This window comes from Lacrimispora xylanolytica (assembly GCF_026723765.1).
Taxonomy (GTDB): Bacteria; Bacillota; Clostridia; order Lachnospirales; family Lachnospiraceae; genus Lacrimispora; species Lacrimispora xylanolytica.
This window is the reverse complement of record NZ_CP113524.1, coordinates 1,885,633-1,903,547: the sequence shown is the minus strand read 5'-3', so window position 1 is coordinate 1,903,547 and position 17,915 is coordinate 1,885,633. Positions and strand designations below refer to the sequence as shown.

The window sequence follows — 17,915 nt, the reverse complement described above, 5'->3', positions numbered from 1 at the left end:
TCAGCCCTTTCCCGTCACAGGCATTTCACTGCATTCTTGTGACTTATAGTTTCTACAGGCTTCCAAAAAGCGGCGGGGCAAGGATGGGTTAGAAGGATAATAAAAATGAGGAAAGCCTGCCATCAGATGATTCTTCCCATGAACACAGTCCCAGCTTCTGTTTTGTCCCGGCTTTACCGCTTCCATATGGTCACCATTATTTTCGCTGTCCCAATAGTGAAATTCGTGGCCTCGTATGGATTCTCCTTTTTTCAGAAATGAAAGGTCTTCCTTGGGATGGACCTCAATATAACCGAATCGTCCCAGCCGTTTGGTGGGAAATACCTTCCCTTTAATTACCCCAGCCATGGGATAAGTACCCTCATCAGTGGTAAGCTCTTCATGAAGATACATAAAACCACCGCATTCAGCCAATATGGGCAGGGAGGAATGAAACGCTTGGTTCACGTCTGAAAGCATGGAGGTGTTCTCAGACAATTCTTTTGCATATAGCTCAGGATAACCGCCCCCAAGGAGAATCCCTAAGATTCCTTCCGGCAGCTTATGGTCCTTACACGGACTAAATGGAACCAGCCTTGCTCCCATGGATTTTAAAAGTTCCAGATTTTCCTGGTAATAAAAGCAAAAAGCATCATCCATTGCAATTCCGATGGACACCTGTTCTTGTTCTTCACCTATAGGTACATTCTCTTCAACAAAAGAATCAGACGTTAAAAGAGGACTTGCACTCCTTGCCAGCTCTAACAGCCCTTGAATATCTATGGTAGCTTCCATAGTCTCAGCCAATTGTTTCAGCTTTTCTTTCAGCCCCCCGATCTCACCCGGCAGAACCAGGCCAAGATGACGGCTGTCTAGTCTCCCTTCCTCGCATTCCGGCAGATATCCGTAAACCTTTACTCCCAGTGCCTCTATCTCTGGTTTCAGTCGTTCTGCCATGGCCTTTGAGGTACGATTTAGGATAACACCGGCAATATGGCTGTCAGCCTTATACTCCAGGAACCCCTTTGCCACAGCCGCCAGAGAAAGGCTGGCACCCTTGCAATCTATAATCAGGACTACAGGGGCATCTATGGCGCAGGCTACTTCGTAGGAGCTTGCCTGGGTGGTATTGCCTCCCACTCCATCGTAATACCCCATAACCCCTTCTATGACAGACACATCCGCACCTAATGCCCTTGCCATGAACTGGTCCCTTACTCTTTCTTTTTCCAGAAAATATGTATCTAAATTTCCGCCTTCTATGCCCAGCACATGTTTATGGAACATGGGGTCAATGAAGTCGGGGCCGCATTTAAAGGAGCGGCAGGAAATGTCTCGTAATTGAAATGCGGTTAACAGCCCACAGGTAATCATGGTCTTTCCGCTGCCACTTTTAGGAGCACCAAGAAGGAGTCTATGAAAAGAATCACGCAACCGGCACACCTCCTTCTCCCCCGAAGGAAATCACATACACCGGATTTTGTCCCATCATCATATGATAGCTGCCTGCCGTTTTCCCTTTGGAAACCTGTACCTGTACCATTTCCGCTTCTACACAATGAGCTTTTAGCCAGTCAAGTACTTCTGCTATGGATTCCAGGGCAAGCACATTTATAACGATCCTTGCCTTTGGATTTTTCTTAAGGACGGTATCTAAAACCTCTCCCATGGCCCCGGAGGTGCCACCAATAAACACATGGGTAGGTGCCTCTAAATCAGAAAGAGCATGAGGCGCTATGCCTTCGATTACAGTTACGTTTTCCGCAGAAAATTTTTCCTTATTTGCCTGAATCAGTTCAATGGCTTCTGGCTTTTTTTCTATGGCGTAGACCCGTCCTTTAGAAAGAGCGAAAGCCGCTTCTATGGAAACGGAGCCGGTGCCTGCACCTACATCATATAGAATGGAATCCTGTCTTAGCTCCAGTTTAGAAAGAGAAACAGCCCTGACCTCACTTTTGGTCATGGGCACAGCTCCTCTGATAAAGACTTCATCTCTCATATCCTACCTCTCAATCCATATTGCTGACAGCACATCAAAAGAACCATCTTTCAAGGTTTCCGGCGTACCAGTAGTAATTCGCTCATCCGGATAGGAAAGCCTCTCACCAACAGAGAGAGAAACATGTCCAAACCCTTCTTCTATAAGCCGGCCACATACCTGGTTTACGGTATTGGTTCCGTCTAAAAGTGCAAATACCTTATGGAATTTTAAAAGCTCCCGGGCCACATCTCCGTCTCTTCCATGAAGGCTTATGAGTCTGGCATCCTCCCATCCGGTGCTTAACCTGGCACACAGGTAAGATACCGAAGAAATACCGGGTAGAACCTCTATTTCATACTGGTTTTCCTTTGTTTCAGTCTGAAATGCTTCTATCATCTTTTTTGCACCGCTGTAAAATCCGGTATCTCCAGAATAAAGAATGGCTATCTTCTTGTATTCCTTATGTTCATTCAGCCAGGGGAGAATGTCATGGCTTAAATACCATGGAATCAGATTTACGCCTGGAATCAAATCTCCTATGCTTTTAAGCATTCTTTCTGCTCCAAATACCACCTGACTCTCTTTTAATGCTTTGACAGCCTGTCCGGTCATCTGTTCCGGTCCGCCCATGCCGATTCCAATGAGGGATACGTTTCTGATTCCAAATGCCTCAGAAGGTGATTTTTTATCATCCTCTTCCTCTTCTTCTGCTTCATACTCAGAAAGAAACTCTTTTGCTTCTGTTAAGGTCATACCCGATTCGACAACGGGACGGCCCACAACCACAGCTTTTATCTGACAGGCTTCTGTTGCATTTATTTTTTCCTGAAAACCTCCGGCAGATCCTGCCTCCTTGGTCACCAGATAGCGAATATCATACTGCCGGATCATGGCTTCGTTCAGTTCCTGCGAAAACGGACCCTGCATCCCGATTAAGCGCTTTCCTTTTATGCCGATTTCCTCACAGGCAGAAATAACACCAACCGTAGGAAGTACCCTGGCGTAGACGCGCTCCTCAAAGGAGTCTAAGCGAGTAAAGCGGACAAGCTCCTTGCTGCCTGTGGTAACAAGAATATTTCCAGTCTCTTCCTCCAGATACTTAACTGCCTCTTCTACAGAATCGACCCAGACAACATGATCCCCTGCTCCTAAATCCTCCACGCTGGTTAAGGATTCCCGTATCACACGAATTCTTCTAGTCCCAGTTTTTTCACAGGAGGAGGCAATGTTTTTACTCACCACTGCTGCATAGGGGTGGGTCGCATCGAACACAAGGGTAATCTTGTTGCGTCTGATAAACCCTTCCATCTCCTCTTCATTCATTGGGGTTTCATGAACGAAAAGATAGGGACTTTCCGGAAGGACCATTTTGCCGTAACCAGTGGCAACGCTGACCCAAACTTTCTTTTTTTGCTGGTGGCAGTACTCAGAAAGAAGACGTCCTTCCGTTGTTCCTCCGAAAATCAGAATCCTACACATGCCGGTATCCTCTCGGCGTTACCATGTTTCCATCTATTTCTTTTGTCATGGAATTTCCTATGTACACGGTGGTAAACATATCTACCTGGGTATCCCTTAATTCTTCCAGACTTAAGACACTCTTCTCTTCCTCGCTTCTTCCTATATTTCTTGCGATTCCGCAGACAGTTTTAGGATCCCGGTACTCCATCACAATTTCACAGGCCTTCTTTAAATAATCTGACCGCTTCTTGCTGGAAGGATTGTACAAGCAGATTACCATATCCGCTTTTGCAGACATTCTTAATCTGTCTTCAATCAGTTCCATGGGGGTAAGCAGATCGCTTAAACTGATGACTGCAAAATCATGTCCAAGAGGGGCTCCAAGAAGGGCTCCTCCACTTAATGCGGCCGTTACACCAGGAACCATCTCAACATCAACGCTTCCATCTGAAAGCTCCAGAATTAATCCGCTCATTCCATATACGCCGGAATCTCCACTGCATACCATGGCAACTGTCTTCCCTTTTTTTGCTTCATCAAGAGCCATCTGACACCGTTCTTTCTCCTGACGCATTGGAGTTGTAAGAGTTTCCTTATCCGGGAAATGATCTCGAATGAGATCTATGTATACAGTATACCCAACAATGAGTTCACATTCCTTTAATATATTGATCGCCCTGACTGTCATGTCCTCATAGGAACCTGGGCCGATTCCCACAACATAAAGCTTACCTGTTTTTTTCATATCTCTACCTTCCAATCCCGGACTGCCAATGCCACTGTTACACCATGGTGGGGCTGTTTCTTAATCAGAAGCTTACCTCCACCCATTTCTTCTACGCAGGTTATGGCTGCCCGTTCGCATACATTATCAACACCAGTTATCTGTTTTACAAAAGATGAGGAAGAAAACTCTCCTTTTGCCTTTGATAGAACTTCCGCCGGGTACGTAACAAACGGAATTCCATAAAAGGCTGCCAATTGGCAGATTCCCGGTTCTTCTTTCTTTATATCAATGCTGGCACATACAGCCAGACTTTCTTTCTTTATATTCCAATCAAAAAGCACCTGATCCACAGCAGATTTTATGGCATTAAAAGAAACTCCTTTTCTGCATCCGATTCCAAGTACTGCTATCTTAGGAACCAGGAGCAGAGAATCTTTCCATTCTCCCTCAAGGCGATCCTTTATACTGATATAGACTGACGGAGAGAATGGCCCGTCTTTGCAAAGTCCTTTTGGGAGCTTTCCTTCTATGGGGAAATCACTGAAAAATCCAACATCATGTCCATTTAGCAGAGAAGATGATATATCCTTAATCCCATCCAGTCGGGAGATAAAAAGACCATGTTCTTTTGCAAACAGATCCACCGCAAATCTGCCATGATTGTCCGTTGCTGTCGTAATCACTGCCTGTCCTCCTGAAATACTGGCTGCCCGGGCCGCCAGCTCGTTGGCGCCTCCTAAGTGACCGGATAGCAGCGAGATCGAGAAGCGGCCTAAGTCGTCTAACACCACCACAGCAGGATCTTTATCTTTCCCTTTTAAATATGGAGCGATGGCACGGACTGCAATTCCTGTTGCCCCGATAAAGACAATTCCCTCTTTCCGCTCAAACTGATCCCCTGTCCAATCCTTTAAAGGCGCATTCATTGGCAAAAGAGGGCTTCCCTCTGGTCCAAATCCTTCGCAGACATCTCCGGATTTTGACAATCCCTCCATAAGCCTTACACACAATCCGGCTCCAGCCCTGGTAAAGCAGACAAGGGAAATTTTCATGAATTTTCACCGGTTCCTTTCCGGTACTCTGTGGTGAATTCAGGATCGTAAAGCTTAGACCGCTCATAGCCTGTCTGAGCCACTGCATCTCCTACTATAATGAGAGCCGTTTTTTTAATGCCCCACCTTCTGGCATTCTCTTCCAGAGTGGCAACCGTACAAACAACGGTCTTTTCATCCTCCCAGGTAGCTTTATAAACGATGGCAGCCGGTGTTTCAGGAGCATATCCCCCTTTGATCAGCTCTTCTGATAAAGCCGTAAGCATTCCTGTGCTTAAAAATATGACCATAGTGGCACCGTGAGAAGCAAAGGAAGCGATGGATTCCCTTTCTGGCACCGGTGTCCTGCCTGCCATACGGGTAATCACTACACTTTGGCTTATTTGAGGAAGGGTATATTCCATCTGTAGAGCTGCTGCAGCACCGCAAAAAGAGCTGACACCAGGACAGATCTCATAAGAAATCCCTCTGACATCAAGCTCGTCCATCTGTTCTCTGATGGCTCCGTAAAGACTGGGGTCTCCTGTATGAAGCCTTACCATCATCTTTCCTTCGGCTTCTCCCTTTTCTATCACAGAGATCACCTCTTCCAGAGTCATCCTGGCACTGTCATAGACCTGACACGTTTCTTTTCTGTAATCTAAAAGAAGGGGATTTACGAGTGAACCTGCATAAATAATTATATCCGCTTTGGAAAGGAGTTCTTTCCCTCTTACTGTAATAAGATCCGGTGCTCCCGGACCTGCTCCAACAATATGTACCATATTTACCTCACAATCAGCAATGAATAGTAACCAGCCGTTTCCGGTATTTCATCCAGGTTTAGATAAATCCGTTCCTCTTCCATACCGCAATTTTCCACCATGACTGCGGTCAAGCCGCTGTTTTTTATTTCTTCCTTCACTGCGCTCATCTGCCTGCCTGCTTTCATCAATACCTTTACCCCAGGCAGTTTTAAGGCATGGGAAATCTGATAGGAAGCCGGTATGATATGAAGTTCCTCTGACCCAGTCACCAGGGGTAGATTCAGTCTTGCTGACGCTGCACAAAAAGAAGGAATTCCGCTGACCAGCTGTATCTCATAGCCTTCGCTTATGACACGCTCTGCCAGATAGGCAAAGGTAGAATAGATGCTCACATCTCCAAGAGTGAGAAAGCCCACGTCCTCTCCCTGCTTAAGCCGCTCCATCACAGCCTCTGCGGCCTCGTCATGACTTCTTTTCAGCGCCTCCTCATCCTTTGTCATAGGCATATGAAGGCAAAGACATTCCTTCTCTGTAATTTCAGGCACCGCCTGTCTGGCAATCTCATAGGAAGTGCACTTTTCCCTATCCTTATGGGGGATTGCAATTACCTTTAATTCTCTGATTCTTTTTACTGCTTTTATCGTCATCAGCTCAGGATCCCCTGGTCCGACTCCAATTCCATACATGATCCCTGCCATGTTTTATCCTCCTGTCTATTCCCTGTCCTCTTCTCGTGTTGCAAAATGACTTATCATCTCCTGTGCGCCCTCACTCATACCGAGGATTCCGTATGTGGTGGAAAAGGTTACGACTTCCACATGGATCCCTCCGCTCCAGCGAGACACATGAGCTTGTATTCTATGTACGACTTCTTTCATTACCGGCTCAAGAATATTATATTCCTTTAGAATCTTAGAAGCCTCTTCCATGGTATTGGCACTTAATATCTCTTTCTCAAGCCTTTGAGAATCCGGAATTACGCTGCTAACACAATCCCATAGGATTTCCATGCGCCGGTCTCCATGCTTGGAGTGGGTGTTGTATACCCCTCCTGCTACCTTTATCAGCTTTCCGATGTGGCCAACGAACAAAATCTCTTTAAAGCGGTCCTCTCTTGCCATGGTAAAAGCTTCCCCAATAAAATTACTGCAGGTGACTCCTTCTGACATGGAAAGGCATAAAGCTTCCTTAATGAATGCTTCTCCATAATTCCCAGGAGTGAGTATGACCTTTCTTTCCCCTGCCACAGCCTTCATATGAAGCTCCAGGCGTATGGTGGCAGTGAGTGCTTCTTCACTCATGGGGTTAACGATTCCCGTGGTTCCCAGGATAGACAGCCCTCCCACGATACCAAGCTTTGAATTAAAGGTCTTCTCTGCCAACTTTTTTCCTTCCGGCATGGAAATGGTTATTATAAGAGGTCCCTCAAATCCGGCTTCTCTTCTGGCCTCTTCCACTCCCTGAAAAATCATGGCTCTGGGAACGGGATTAACGGCAGGTAAGCCAATGGGACAGGACAGACCTGGCTTCGTCACCCAGCCGATTCCTTCCCCTGCGGTCAGAAACAGGGGGCTTCCATTCTCTAAATCGTATCGGTAACAGGTCTTAAGAGCTTCCTTTTCATCCCCATAAAAATGACCCACACTTGCAAAAACAAATGCCTGATGGGTCACATCCGGATCATCTCCTGCATCCTTTTGTACTCCACAGGCTGCTTCCTGATCATTTAGGACAACGCGAAAAAGGGGCAGATCGGCTTCCGTCCCCTTTGGTGTCACAAGCTTCATATGTTGTAAAGGATTTCCCGTAAGCAACATGGCTGCTGCTGCCTTTGCCGCAACAGCGGCACATGTGCCAGTGGTAAATCCGCTTCTTAGTTGGTATTTTTCCATTTTTTATCCTCTTTGATGTACATTATAAAAGATTTTTGCTTATGGCGCAAGGGAATTCCTAGCTTTTTCCTATGCTTCCTCTTCTTTTTCCAAAGCTTCTCTTTTTAATTCTCTTTTTCGTTTCGTAATCAATCCGCCGATTCGGCCGCTCTCTTTAGCAGTCAGGCTGCGCCATCCGCCTCTTATTACTTTATCGCCAAGCCCGAGTTCGGTGGCTATTTCAAACTTAAGTACTTCTTCCGGTTTTAAATTGTGAGGATCAAATGGTTCATTATTTTTTACTTTTGACACTTTTTTCCATCTCCTTTCTTAAATCTAGTGAGAGTATACCCGCTAAAGAAAGGTTTAAACGTAGTGCCATACAAAAAAACAGGGGCTATGATGGGATTCACAGCTCCTGTCTAAAAAACTTATTTCTGTCCTTATCTTCTTGGAATGATAACTGCCGCAATGATATAAGCAATGATTCCAGGTCCTGAACAAGTTAACAGTACCCATAAAAGGCGCACGATCGTCGGATCAATTTCAAAATATTCACCAATTCCTCCGCATACACCACAAAGCATTTTATCCGTTTCAGAGCGGTATAACCTTTTTTGATTGTCTCCCATTTGTATTTCTCCTTCCTACGACTTATGATTCCTGATTTTTAAATGTTATTTGAACCGCACTCACTTCACAGTTTAAGATTATGGATTTTAGTGCATCAGGATTTTGTGTTATGGTCTTATCAAAAGCAAATAAACTTTTATTTTCAAGTTTCACAGCTCCCAGACTGGCACTGACATCATAGCTGAAATCTTCTTTTTTGCCTTCCAGCTGAAACTTCACAGCACTGGCCTCACAATTTAAAGAGATTTGGTTTAATACACTGCCTGAATAATTCACAGCTCCCGCTTCTGAATAAATGTTTAATGTGTCAATGTTACCTTTCCTTATCTTTGCTGTTCCTGCCTTTATATCCAGGTTACATTCATCAGCTATAAGGCCATCTGCCACAAGATAAACGCTTGAATCCTCATTCTCATAACGTACACGTTCTGGTTCTACTTGGATATCCACACTGGTAAACTTGTAATCCTTTGGTACATGAATGGTAAAAAGCAGCTTAGGGTTTTTATAATTTGCTTTTTTTGAATGTGTTTGAAGAATCAACTCCCCCTCATTCTCTTCTATCTCGTAAAAAGATTCATCCTTGTTGCAGAAGATGGTGATTTCATCTCCCTGTGAATCTTCCACAATCCGTAATCCGCCTGCTTTGATGTCTGCTCTTAAATTCTTAATACCGGTAGCCGAATATATCTGACTTCCCTGTCCGGTAGTATGAATGGTTTGCTCTCCAAGAAGAAGGTCGTCATTGTTAAATTCCCCATCTTCAAAAGAAAAATCACTATTATTCCAAAAATCTTCTTCAGCAATTTGTCCCAGCTCGAACCCCCACTGCTTTAAACGCAGCGGAATTGCATCAATCACGGTTCCTCCCATTGCTACAGCTGCCGCCGTAATTCCACCGCCTGCCAGTACGCACACAACACCGGCTATGATGCAGCTTTTTATAAATTTGTTCATAGACGGCTCCTCCTTCTATTTAATAAGGTCTGGATTGCATTAACAATCCCTCTAAAAAGGTACGGAAGAAACTTTCCGTAAAATGCTGCACACACTGCAAGGCCAAGAAGCCCTAGTCCAAGCAGAGCAACTCCGATTCCCAAAACCAGGAAACCTCCCAGGGGATGAACTGCTACTGATACAAAGCCTGCTATGATAACTGCAAAGCCGCTTACAAGGAGGGCAAGTGTGATTGCCCCAAGCCCTACGACCGCTGCCGCCAGAATGCCAAAAAGTCCCCCTAAAAGCCCCATAAATCCGCCTCCGATTCCCAGAATTAAGGGAGAGGCTGCAATAAGAAGAATGGCCCAAAGGATAAGCTTTACCGTTCGGTTAGACTGGTCACGCTTTTTTTCGCCATAAACTTCTTCGGTTCTTTGTTCTCCACGGCTTTCTTCCTCTCTCACATCCGGGAGATCATACCGTTTTGCCATCTGATAGTTGGGGTCCTTAAACCGTTCATCTTCATAGCCGTTTTCTGTAAATTCCCCGCCATCTGAAAGGTGACCGGATATTTCAGAACGTATGATGGAGGCGATTCGTTCCGGACTCCCAAAGTCACGAATGACCTGTTCTTCCTTGTCCGGTCCGGCTTCTTCCAGATAATCCCTGTAATATCCGATGGCATCTGCCTTATCTTCATCCGGTATATCCGACAACAGATATTCCAGACTTTTCATAAACTCATCCTTACTCATACATGTGCCTCCTCAAATATTTGGGATATTTTTCTGGAATAACCAATCCATTCACCTTTGTACAGGTTTAACTGAATACGTCCTTTTTCCGTAATTTTGTAATATCTACGATTTCTGCCATCAAAAGCCAGATCGTACACTTCAAGACATTCTTCCTTCTGTAATCTCCGTAGAACAGGGTACAGGGTTGATTCCGATATTTCTATTACATTTCTCACATCCTGGGTGATCTTATATCCATAAGTACCTTCCTGATCTCTTGACACTATCGCCAGGACAATGGCGTCCAGTAATGCTGCTCCCGTGTTAAAAACCATATGTCCACTCCTATCTCTCCATGCAGGAAACGATCGTCTGCATTAATTTTCTGGTGCTTTGGGGATAATTGCTGCTGCAATGATATAAAGAATCAGACTGCCGCCTACGAGAGATAATCCCGTAAACCAATGGAATAAATTACGCCATGTTTGAAACATCATTAGAAATATCCATATTAGTCTTATCATTACCGGATCTATCTGAAAGTACTCTCCGATCCCACCGCAAACTCCGCATAACACTTTATTCTTTACAGAACGGTACAAACGCTTTGGCTCCACGATTGTCACCTTCCTTTCTCTTTTTTAGTATGAATAACTATAATATTATGCCTTACCCTATATTATATGTTGTATAGTATATATTATATGAGGTATAATATTGTTTGTCAACAATTATTTATACATTTATCATCACTTTTTAACTGTAGATAATTTCTGTAAAAAAAAACGAAACATCAGATCATTCGTTTTGGTCTGATGTTTCGCTTCTATTATATATTTAATGTTTTATAAATCCTTTATTCATAGTACTTGCCGGTGAGTTCTTCCACAATGATACGTATGACAGCAGTTCCCTTTACCATATTGTCAGGAAGAGTTATATGGGCCAGTTGTGGGGTATATTTTGCCACTATGTTTTGAAGCACTTTCCTCTTCTCTTCTATGTCCGTGACCAAAGCCGCATTCCCTGTTGCAATTGCACTCTCATATTTTGTATTTGTATCACAGGGCTTACCGTTCTCATCGAGCAAAAGCGCCTGCATATCATATGCAGTAAATCCCACTTTACTATTACGAATGATATTGTCAATCTTTTGTCCTTTTGGTAAACCATGTACATAAATACTACTATTGATATAAACAAAGTGAACCGGAGTATTATATGGGGTGCCATCTTCGTTCATGGTTGCCAGACTGCCAGTTTCTATCCGGTTCAATAAATCATTCAGCCGATCGTCTGATAACGGATGAGTCTTCATTCTGTACTGCATATCATTTTCCTCCTGTGAGACGCTTATTGATCTTAACGTTATTATAATACGAAGAGAAAGTTCCATCGATTATGCTCATTATACCGAAACACTGTATCCTTGATAAGGGACAGTTTTAACATTTTTATAGGATACAGTTCATTCATGTTCAAACCATGCTTTGTTCAAACCCTCTACGGCAGGCAGAATATCTTCCTCTTTTATCCCTCCATATCCAAGAATGACACAGTGAGTTTTATAATTACTCTTTTCCAGCCAGGAAGGAGAAACAGGGCTAACGAAAACCCCATACTTCAAAGCCTCTTTCACAAGAACATCCTCTTGCTCCCCATTCTTAAATTCCAGTAACAGATGCAGTCCGGCATGATGACCGTAAACATTGACCCTGTCACCCATGACCTTTCCAATGGCAGCAATCAAGGCATCATGCTTTCTTTTCTGGCTTGAGCATACCCGGCGGAGATGCTTTTCCCAATGTCCGTCTTTCATAAAATGATAAAGTATCTTTTGCTCCATCAGAGGAATTGTACATTCATACCCATTATATTTCTCATCATAAGCAGCTAACAGCCAGGCAGGCAAAACCAGGTAGGACATCCGAAGGCCTGGTGACAATGCCTTTGAAAATGTGCCAATATAAATCACACGTCCAGCCTGATCTATGGATTGCAGTGACGGAATGGGTCTTCCTTTGTAGCGAAACTCACTGTCATAGTCATCTTCTATGATTATCATATCACGCTTTCGTGCATGGTTTAATATCTCCAAGCGGTTGTGGATGGGCATAACAGCACCTTTTGGAAACTGATGGGAGGGGGTTAGATAAACCATTGGCACCGTTTCCGACGAAAGCCTAAGTAAATCAATTCCGTCTTCCCCGACCGGAACAGGCTGTATTTGAAACCCGTTGCATTGAAATACGGCCCTTGCGCCTTCATAACAAGGTTCTTCCATTGCGATTGTTTTCTCGCCTGAGAAAATTCGTACCACGATTTCCAGTGCAGACTGAGTCCCGCTGCAAAGAATGACCTGCTCTGTTTCGCACTTCACTCCGCGGCTGACATAGAGGTATTGCTTGATCTGTTGGCGCAGTCCAAAGTCTCCCTTTCCATCGGAACTTCCGTTCCACGAATTAGACAGAGGTCCATCCAAAACATGAGCCGTATATGTCCGCCAGAGTTTCTTTGGAAAACTGGATTCATCAAGCTCCCCATATTGAAAGCTGTATTTTATCTTATGGTCAAATGGAGAAAGACGCTTAAATTGGGATTCATTTTGCCGATACGCTTCGGCCGGTTTCTCCATAAGATCAAACTCTAATTTGTTTACGATGTATCCCGCTCCTGGCTTACTGGTAATATACCCCTCCAGCCTAAGCTGATCATAAGCATTTTCTACTGAGTTTCTGCCAACCTGCAATTCTCTGGCAAGGGCCCTTGTGGAGATGATACGGGCGTTAACAGGTATGTTACCAGTCAGGATGTCCCTTTTTAACTGTTCATATATCTGCTGATATATGGGTGTCTTACTATCACGATCAATGTAGAGCATATTTTTCCCTCCTCACCGCTTTGTCCTGAATTATAACACACTCCACCCAAACTGTATCCCACGTTTTCTGTTAATTGCGACCTGACCTTATCTCTCCTGGGCAATCCGGTTGACAACATCTATATAGTCACTGCAATACGTCTGATAAACGCTCATGACGGCAGACCGGAAACGAACCTGCTCATTTGGCTTTAACTCTGTCACCACGCAGCCAGCTTTTGTTAAACGCTCCCTGGCATTCTGCTCCCTGATTTTCCACAGCTCTCTTTCATAAAGGGCGGATTCTTCTCCGCAGGCCCGGATAGTTTCCTGATCCTCCTCACTTAACCGATCCCAGGTAGACTGGGAAGCCAGCTGAAGTTCCGGAATTCTGCTGTGAGCATCGAGAGTGACGTATTTAGCAACCTCATAGTGGCGCATGGTATCATAGGAAGGCCAATTATTTTCCGCACCGTCAATATGGCTCGTTTCCAGTGCCGCGTAAACCTCGGAATAAGCCATAGGCACTGCTTTTGCTCCAAGAGCCTCTACCATGGCCGCCATCATGTCTGATTTTGCTACCCGGATGCGCATTTTCTTTAAATCTTCCACCCGCTCAATGGGATGGGACGAATTATAAAAATTTCTGGCTCCTGCATCAAACCAGGATAGGGCCACCATTCCGCTGCCGTCTAATTCTTTTTTAAATTCCTCCCCAATTTCTCCATCAAGCACCTTCCACATGTGGTCCTCATCCCGGTAGACATAGGGAAGCTGGAGCACATTGAACTTTGGCCTGATATCCGTAAGCATCATCACCGACACTCTGGCAAAATCAATTCCCCCGTATTGAAGCTGCTCGGTAATCTGATCCTCGTCTCCCATCTCTCCACCGGAAAAAACGTTGATTTTTATCCTTCCTTCCGTTCTTTCAAAGACCAGCTGTGCAAATTTTTTTGCACCCTGAGTGGTGGGATAATCATCCGGCTGGTTATCCGCATAGGTAAATACATATTGTGGCGTTGTTTTAAGCCCCGGAAAAACAGGGAGCTCTCCCCTGTGCCTTAAATTCCAAAAAAAGACTGTCCCCAAAGCAGTCAATGTTAATACTGCCGCATAAATGCTGGCTTTTGCTATTCTTTTTTTCATTTCCTTCACCCCAAAACGCCTCCTCTGGGCACAGAGGAAGCGTCTTAATCTTACTTATAGTTTATTTGTTTATGGATTAATTATACTCTGAACCTTAGGATCATCCACATTGGTCTTATCTACCAGAATAACACCAGTATCCACGGTTTTTTCTTTTACACCATTACCATCGGCAAGTTCAAGGGCTGTCTTAACCCCATCATAGCCCATATAGAACTGACGCTGTACCACAGAAGCTACATCGTACTTCTCACTGCGGATCATGGTCTCAATCTCAGCAGAGAAATCAAAGCCAACCATGGAAATATCGTCACGTCCGGATTCTGTAATACCAGTTACAAATCCTACGGTAGAACCATTGTTCGGTCCAAAGACTGCTTTTAAGTTAGGATAGGTGGTAATGAAATCCTGGCAGAAGCCTACTGCCTTGCTGATATCACCATCATTTACCTTGATGTCGTTATTTAAAACCTTCCAGCTCTTTGGAGCATTTAAATCCCAGTACTCGTTAAAGCCTTTTACACGGTCATTGATGGTCTGGGAGCCTGTGGAACCAACCTGAATGGCAATTTGAGCCTCTTCTGTTTCACTGATTCCTCTGTCTTTTAATCTGCGGATCATCTCTTCTGCAGCAGTTTTTCCAGCCTCTACATTGTTTGTAAGAAGAGCTGCGCTGTAATTATCACTCTTAATGACTGTATCTACTAAAACAACCGGAATACCAGAATTATTAGCTTCTGTTATGGGTGCGTCAAGGGATACACTGTCAAGGGGAGCAATAACAATTCCATCTGCCTGAGCAGATACTGCATTCTGAAGAAGGGTAAGCTGTCCTTCAATATCAGATTCCAAAGCAGTTCCAACGACTACTACATTGCAGCCCAGCTCTCTGCCTGCCTGCTCTGCACCTGCCTGTAAAACGCTCCAGTACTGATTTCCCAACACCTTTACGATTACGTAGATGGTCTTACCCCCTGCTTTTTGTTCGGTCTTTGCTTCAGCTTTGGTACTCTCTGCCTTCTCCGGTGCTGATGTTTCCTTGCTGCCCTCCGCTGCAGTGGTCGCTGCTGCGCCTCCTGTAGGTTTGCTGGAACAGCCAACCAAACCGGTAACTGCCATGGCTGCCGCCAACAATACTGCCGTTACTTTTCTCATTTCTTCTCCTCCTGGAATTATATAGTTTTATTTTGTCAAGCCAAAGAACCGCTTGATTGCCCCTAAATCACCGCTCTTTTTCGCAGTCTGAGATGCAACTGCGATTAACAGGATTACGCCTACAATTACCTGCTGCCAGAATGAATTGACCCCATTTAAATTCAGTCCATTACGAATAACACCCATCATTAAGGCACCGATTACCGTATTTAAAATCTTACCTTCTCCACCCATAATGGAAATTCCGCCTAATACAGACGCTGCAATGGCTTCCATCTCATATCCGTTACCAGCGGTAGGCTGGGCACTGGATAATCTTGAGGCAACTAAAATTCCACAGATTGCCGCAGACAGACCGGAAATACAGTAAGCGAACATACGTGTTTTTACTGCATTGATACCGGAAAGCTTGGCTGCTTCTAAGTTGGAACCGCAGGCATAAATCTGGCGGCCGATCCGCATCTTTGCAAGAACCACTCCAAGAATCAATGCATAGACAAGAGTAATGATAACGCTGTATGGAAGCCCGTCCCCTCCAATTCGTCCTCCGCCAAGAACGTAAAACTGCTTTTGAACTTCTGCGGAAGGAATGTTGGTGGTATAAAGTGGAGCACCGTTTACCAAAACGTTGGCCATGCCTCGGTATACCCACTGGGTTGCTAACGTAGCTACAAAAGGTACCACTCCCAAAATCTCAATAAAGAAACCGTTCATGACACCCGTAAGCAGGCCCATGATCAAGCATAAAATGATACATACCGGAAGGGGAAGTCCCATCATCAAAAGGGCTACCATAATAATGCCTGACAATGCCATGGAAGCACCTGCGGATAAATCGTTACCACCGCAGACAAGACAAAATGTTAAACCGCATCCAATAATCGTATACGTTACAATCTGCTGCAAAAGATTCTGTAAATTAGCAGGAGCCAAAAATTTTGCCGGCTGAAGAACTGAAAACAGTACAAACAATCCGATCAGGATCCCCAGTGAATAGATTGCACGCCTTGTAGCCGCATCCAGCTTTCCAAACGAGCCGCCCTTCTTTTCCTGCCCCTTTGCTTTTATAATTGCCATCCTTATTCTCCTTTTCTATCTCCTCCGCCCGGTAAAACAGGCGCCTTTTTTCCTTCCAGTTTGTTATAACCGGCTGCCAGATATAAAATCTCTTCCTGGGTCGTGGTTTTCGCATCCAGTTCTCCATTAATCTCGCCCTGATGGATAACAACAACCCTGTCACTCATACCAAGGATTTCAGGTAATTCTGAAGAAATCATGATAATGGATACGCCCTGATCACTAAGCTGGTTGAAAAGCTCATATACCTCGTACTTCGCTCCTACATCAATTCCTCTGGTAGGTTCATCGACGATCAGCACCTTAACATCATTGCACAGCCACTTTGCAAGCACCACCTTCTGCTGATTTCCACCGGAAAGATTTCTGCAAAGCTGATGGACACTGGGTGTCTTCGTCCTCATACGCTTTACATATTTTTCTGCATTCTCAAGTCCGGCCTTATCATTAATAAAGCCAAAACGGGTTATGCTTGGGAGATGAGCCATATTGGTGTTGTATTTAATATCCAGACCAAGGGCCAGTCCATCCCGTTTTCGGTCTTCTGTGGCGTAACCAATTCCATGCTTAATGGCCTGAATGACGGAAGTCACCTTAATGGGCTTTCCCTCCATAAAAAGCTCCATGGAGTCCGGCTGGTCCGCACCAAAGATACAACGCATAAGCTCTGTTCTTCCAGCACCCACAAGACCTGAAATTCCAAGGATTTCTCCTTTTCTTACATACAGATAATCCGCATTTACCTTGGTACCACGGCGTACATTTTTAGCTTCCAGTACAATGTCTCCAATGGTACGCTTATGTTTTGGATATTTGTCCTCCAGAGAACGGCCTACAATCATGTTTACCAGTTCATCCATTGTTATCTCATTTAAATTTCTGGTTCCTATGTACTGTCCATCCCGGATTATGGTCACTCGTTCACATATCTGGTTCAGCTCTGCCATTCGATGGGAGATATATACCATTCCAACGCCTTTTTCCTTCAGACGCCTGATAATTCCAAACAGCTGCTCGATTTCCTTCTCTGTCAGCGTTGCCGTTGGCTCATCAAGAACCAGTATCTTGGAATTAAAGCTGATTGCTTTTGCTATTTCCACCATCTGCTGCTGGGCAATGCTCAAGCTTCCTACGTGGTCATAGGTATTTAGTTCAATACCTAAGTCGACCAGTATCTTTTTTGCTTCCTCGTGCATCCTGTTGTCATCAATAAAGATACCTTTTTTATGCGCCCTGCCAATAAATATATTATCCGCAACGCTTAAATGCCCGCACATGTTAAGTTCCTGCATAATAATGCTGACCCCAAGCTCATGTGCCTTGGCAACCGAATCAATGACTACTTTTTCTCCCTCAATAAAGATTTCACCTTCATCTGCCTGATACACTCCGGATAAAATCTTCATAAGAGTGGATTTGCCAGCTCCGTTTTCGCCTACAAGTCCTAATACTTCTCCTTTATTTACTGACAGTTTTACTTTATCGAGAGCCTTGACCCCGGGAAAGCTTTTGCTGATTCCTTCCATACGAAACAATTCCTGTTCCATC

20 protein-coding genes are annotated in these 17,915 nt (G+C 44.5%); all 20 read right to left on the bottom strand.

The features are described 5' to 3' along the window. On the bottom strand, positions 1-1,413 hold the full coding sequence (locus OW255_RS08950; protein ID WP_024836256.1) for a cobyrinate a,c-diamide synthase: 1,413 nt from the start codon (positions 1,411-1,413) through the stop codon (positions 1-3). After that, positions 1,406-1,978, bottom strand: a complete 573-nt coding sequence (gene cbiT / locus OW255_RS08945; RefSeq protein ID WP_035317621.1) for a precorrin-6Y C5,15-methyltransferase (decarboxylating) subunit CbiT — start codon at positions 1,976-1,978, stop codon at positions 1,406-1,408. Before cbiT ends, OW255_RS08950 begins: the two co-directional genes overlap by 8 nt. A 3-nt stretch (positions 1,979-1,981) precedes the next feature. Then, positions 1,982-3,439 (bottom strand): precorrin-6A reductase, encoded by a 1,458-nt coding sequence (cobK, locus tag OW255_RS08940; RefSeq protein WP_035317623.1) that lies wholly within the window; start codon positions 3,437-3,439, stop codon positions 1,982-1,984. Beyond that, positions 3,432-4,166: a precorrin-3B C(17)-methyltransferase gene (gene cobJ, locus OW255_RS08935; protein WP_024836257.1), complete on the bottom strand. Its 735-nt coding sequence runs from the start codon at positions 4,164-4,166 to the stop codon at positions 3,432-3,434. The genes cobK and cobJ overlap by 8 nt, the downstream gene beginning before the upstream one ends. Further along, positions 4,163-5,200: a cobalt-precorrin 5A hydrolase gene (locus OW255_RS08930; protein ID WP_024836258.1), complete on the bottom strand. Its 1,038-nt coding sequence runs from the start codon at positions 5,198-5,200 to the stop codon at positions 4,163-4,165. Before OW255_RS08930 ends, cobJ begins: the two co-directional genes overlap by 4 nt. Further along, positions 5,197-5,964, bottom strand: coding sequence for a precorrin-4 C(11)-methyltransferase (gene cobM, locus OW255_RS08925; protein ID WP_024836259.1), 768 nt, complete (start codon positions 5,962-5,964; stop codon positions 5,197-5,199). The genes OW255_RS08930 and cobM overlap by 4 nt, the downstream gene beginning before the upstream one ends. Positions 5,965-5,966: 2 nt before the next feature. Further along, a complete protein-coding gene (gene cobI / locus OW255_RS08920; RefSeq protein ID WP_024836260.1) occupies positions 5,967-6,644 on the bottom strand; it encodes a precorrin-2 C(20)-methyltransferase in 678 nt (225 codons plus the stop codon). Positions 6,645-6,659: 15 nt separating this feature from the next. Then, the gene (gene cbiD, locus OW255_RS08915; RefSeq protein WP_024836261.1) at positions 6,660-7,838 is read right to left on the bottom strand and encodes a cobalt-precorrin-5B (C(1))-methyltransferase CbiD; all 1,179 of its coding nucleotides are present in this window, start codon (positions 7,836-7,838) and stop codon (positions 6,660-6,662) included. A 69-nt stretch (positions 7,839-7,907) separates the two neighbouring features. Continuing rightward, positions 7,908-8,129 carry a small, acid-soluble spore protein, alpha/beta type gene (locus tag OW255_RS08910; RefSeq protein ID WP_024836262.1) on the bottom strand — a complete coding sequence of 74 codons (222 nt, stop codon included), beginning with the start codon at positions 8,127-8,129 and terminating at the stop codon, positions 7,908-7,910. Positions 8,130-8,260: 131 nt separating this feature from the next. Then, entirely contained in the window at positions 8,261-8,449 is a 189-nt protein-coding gene (locus tag OW255_RS08905; protein WP_024836263.1) for a PspC domain-containing protein, read from the bottom strand. Positions 8,450-8,471: 22 nt separating this feature from the next. Further along, the gene (locus OW255_RS08900; protein WP_024836264.1) at positions 8,472-9,407 is read right to left on the bottom strand and encodes a hypothetical protein; all 936 of its coding nucleotides are present in this window, start codon (positions 9,405-9,407) and stop codon (positions 8,472-8,474) included. Further along, positions 9,404-10,144 (bottom strand): DUF1700 domain-containing protein, encoded by a 741-nt coding sequence (locus OW255_RS08895; RefSeq protein ID WP_024836265.1) that lies wholly within the window; start codon positions 10,142-10,144, stop codon positions 9,404-9,406. The genes OW255_RS08900 and OW255_RS08895 overlap by 4 nt, the downstream gene beginning before the upstream one ends. Further along, complete coding sequence (locus tag OW255_RS08890) at positions 10,141-10,461, bottom strand: PadR family transcriptional regulator (RefSeq protein WP_024836266.1); 321 nt, start codon at positions 10,459-10,461, stop codon at positions 10,141-10,143. The genes OW255_RS08895 and OW255_RS08890 overlap by 4 nt, the downstream gene beginning before the upstream one ends. A 42-nt stretch (positions 10,462-10,503) precedes the next feature. Continuing rightward, entirely contained in the window at positions 10,504-10,752 is a 249-nt protein-coding gene (locus tag OW255_RS08885; protein ID WP_330371873.1) for a PspC domain-containing protein, read from the bottom strand. A 230-nt stretch (positions 10,753-10,982) separates the two neighbouring features. Then, positions 10,983-11,456: a pyridoxamine 5'-phosphate oxidase family protein gene (locus OW255_RS08880; protein ID WP_024836268.1), complete on the bottom strand. Its 474-nt coding sequence runs from the start codon at positions 11,454-11,456 to the stop codon at positions 10,983-10,985. Between the two features lie 138 nt (positions 11,457-11,594). Further along, complete coding sequence (pdxR, locus tag OW255_RS08875) at positions 11,595-13,007, bottom strand: MocR-like pyridoxine biosynthesis transcription factor PdxR (protein WP_024836269.1); 1,413 nt, start codon at positions 13,005-13,007, stop codon at positions 11,595-11,597. An 87-nt stretch (positions 13,008-13,094) separates the two neighbouring features. Then, positions 13,095-14,135 carry a TRAP transporter substrate-binding protein gene (locus OW255_RS08870; protein ID WP_024836270.1) on the bottom strand — a complete coding sequence of 347 codons (1,041 nt, stop codon included), beginning with the start codon at positions 14,133-14,135 and terminating at the stop codon, positions 13,095-13,097. 69 nt (positions 14,136-14,204) lie between these two features. Further along, positions 14,205-15,290, bottom strand: a complete 1,086-nt coding sequence (locus tag OW255_RS08865; protein ID WP_024836271.1) for an ABC transporter substrate-binding protein — start codon at positions 15,288-15,290, stop codon at positions 14,205-14,207. Positions 15,291-15,317: 27 nt separating this feature from the next. Then, positions 15,318-16,367, bottom strand: a complete 1,050-nt coding sequence (locus OW255_RS08860; RefSeq protein WP_024836272.1) for an ABC transporter permease — start codon at positions 16,365-16,367, stop codon at positions 15,318-15,320. Between the two features lie 2 nt (positions 16,368-16,369). After that, on the bottom strand, positions 16,370-17,914 hold the full coding sequence (locus OW255_RS08855) for a sugar ABC transporter ATP-binding protein (protein ID WP_024836273.1): 1,545 nt from the start codon (positions 17,912-17,914) through the stop codon (positions 16,370-16,372). Position 17,915: the final 1 nt, after the last annotated feature.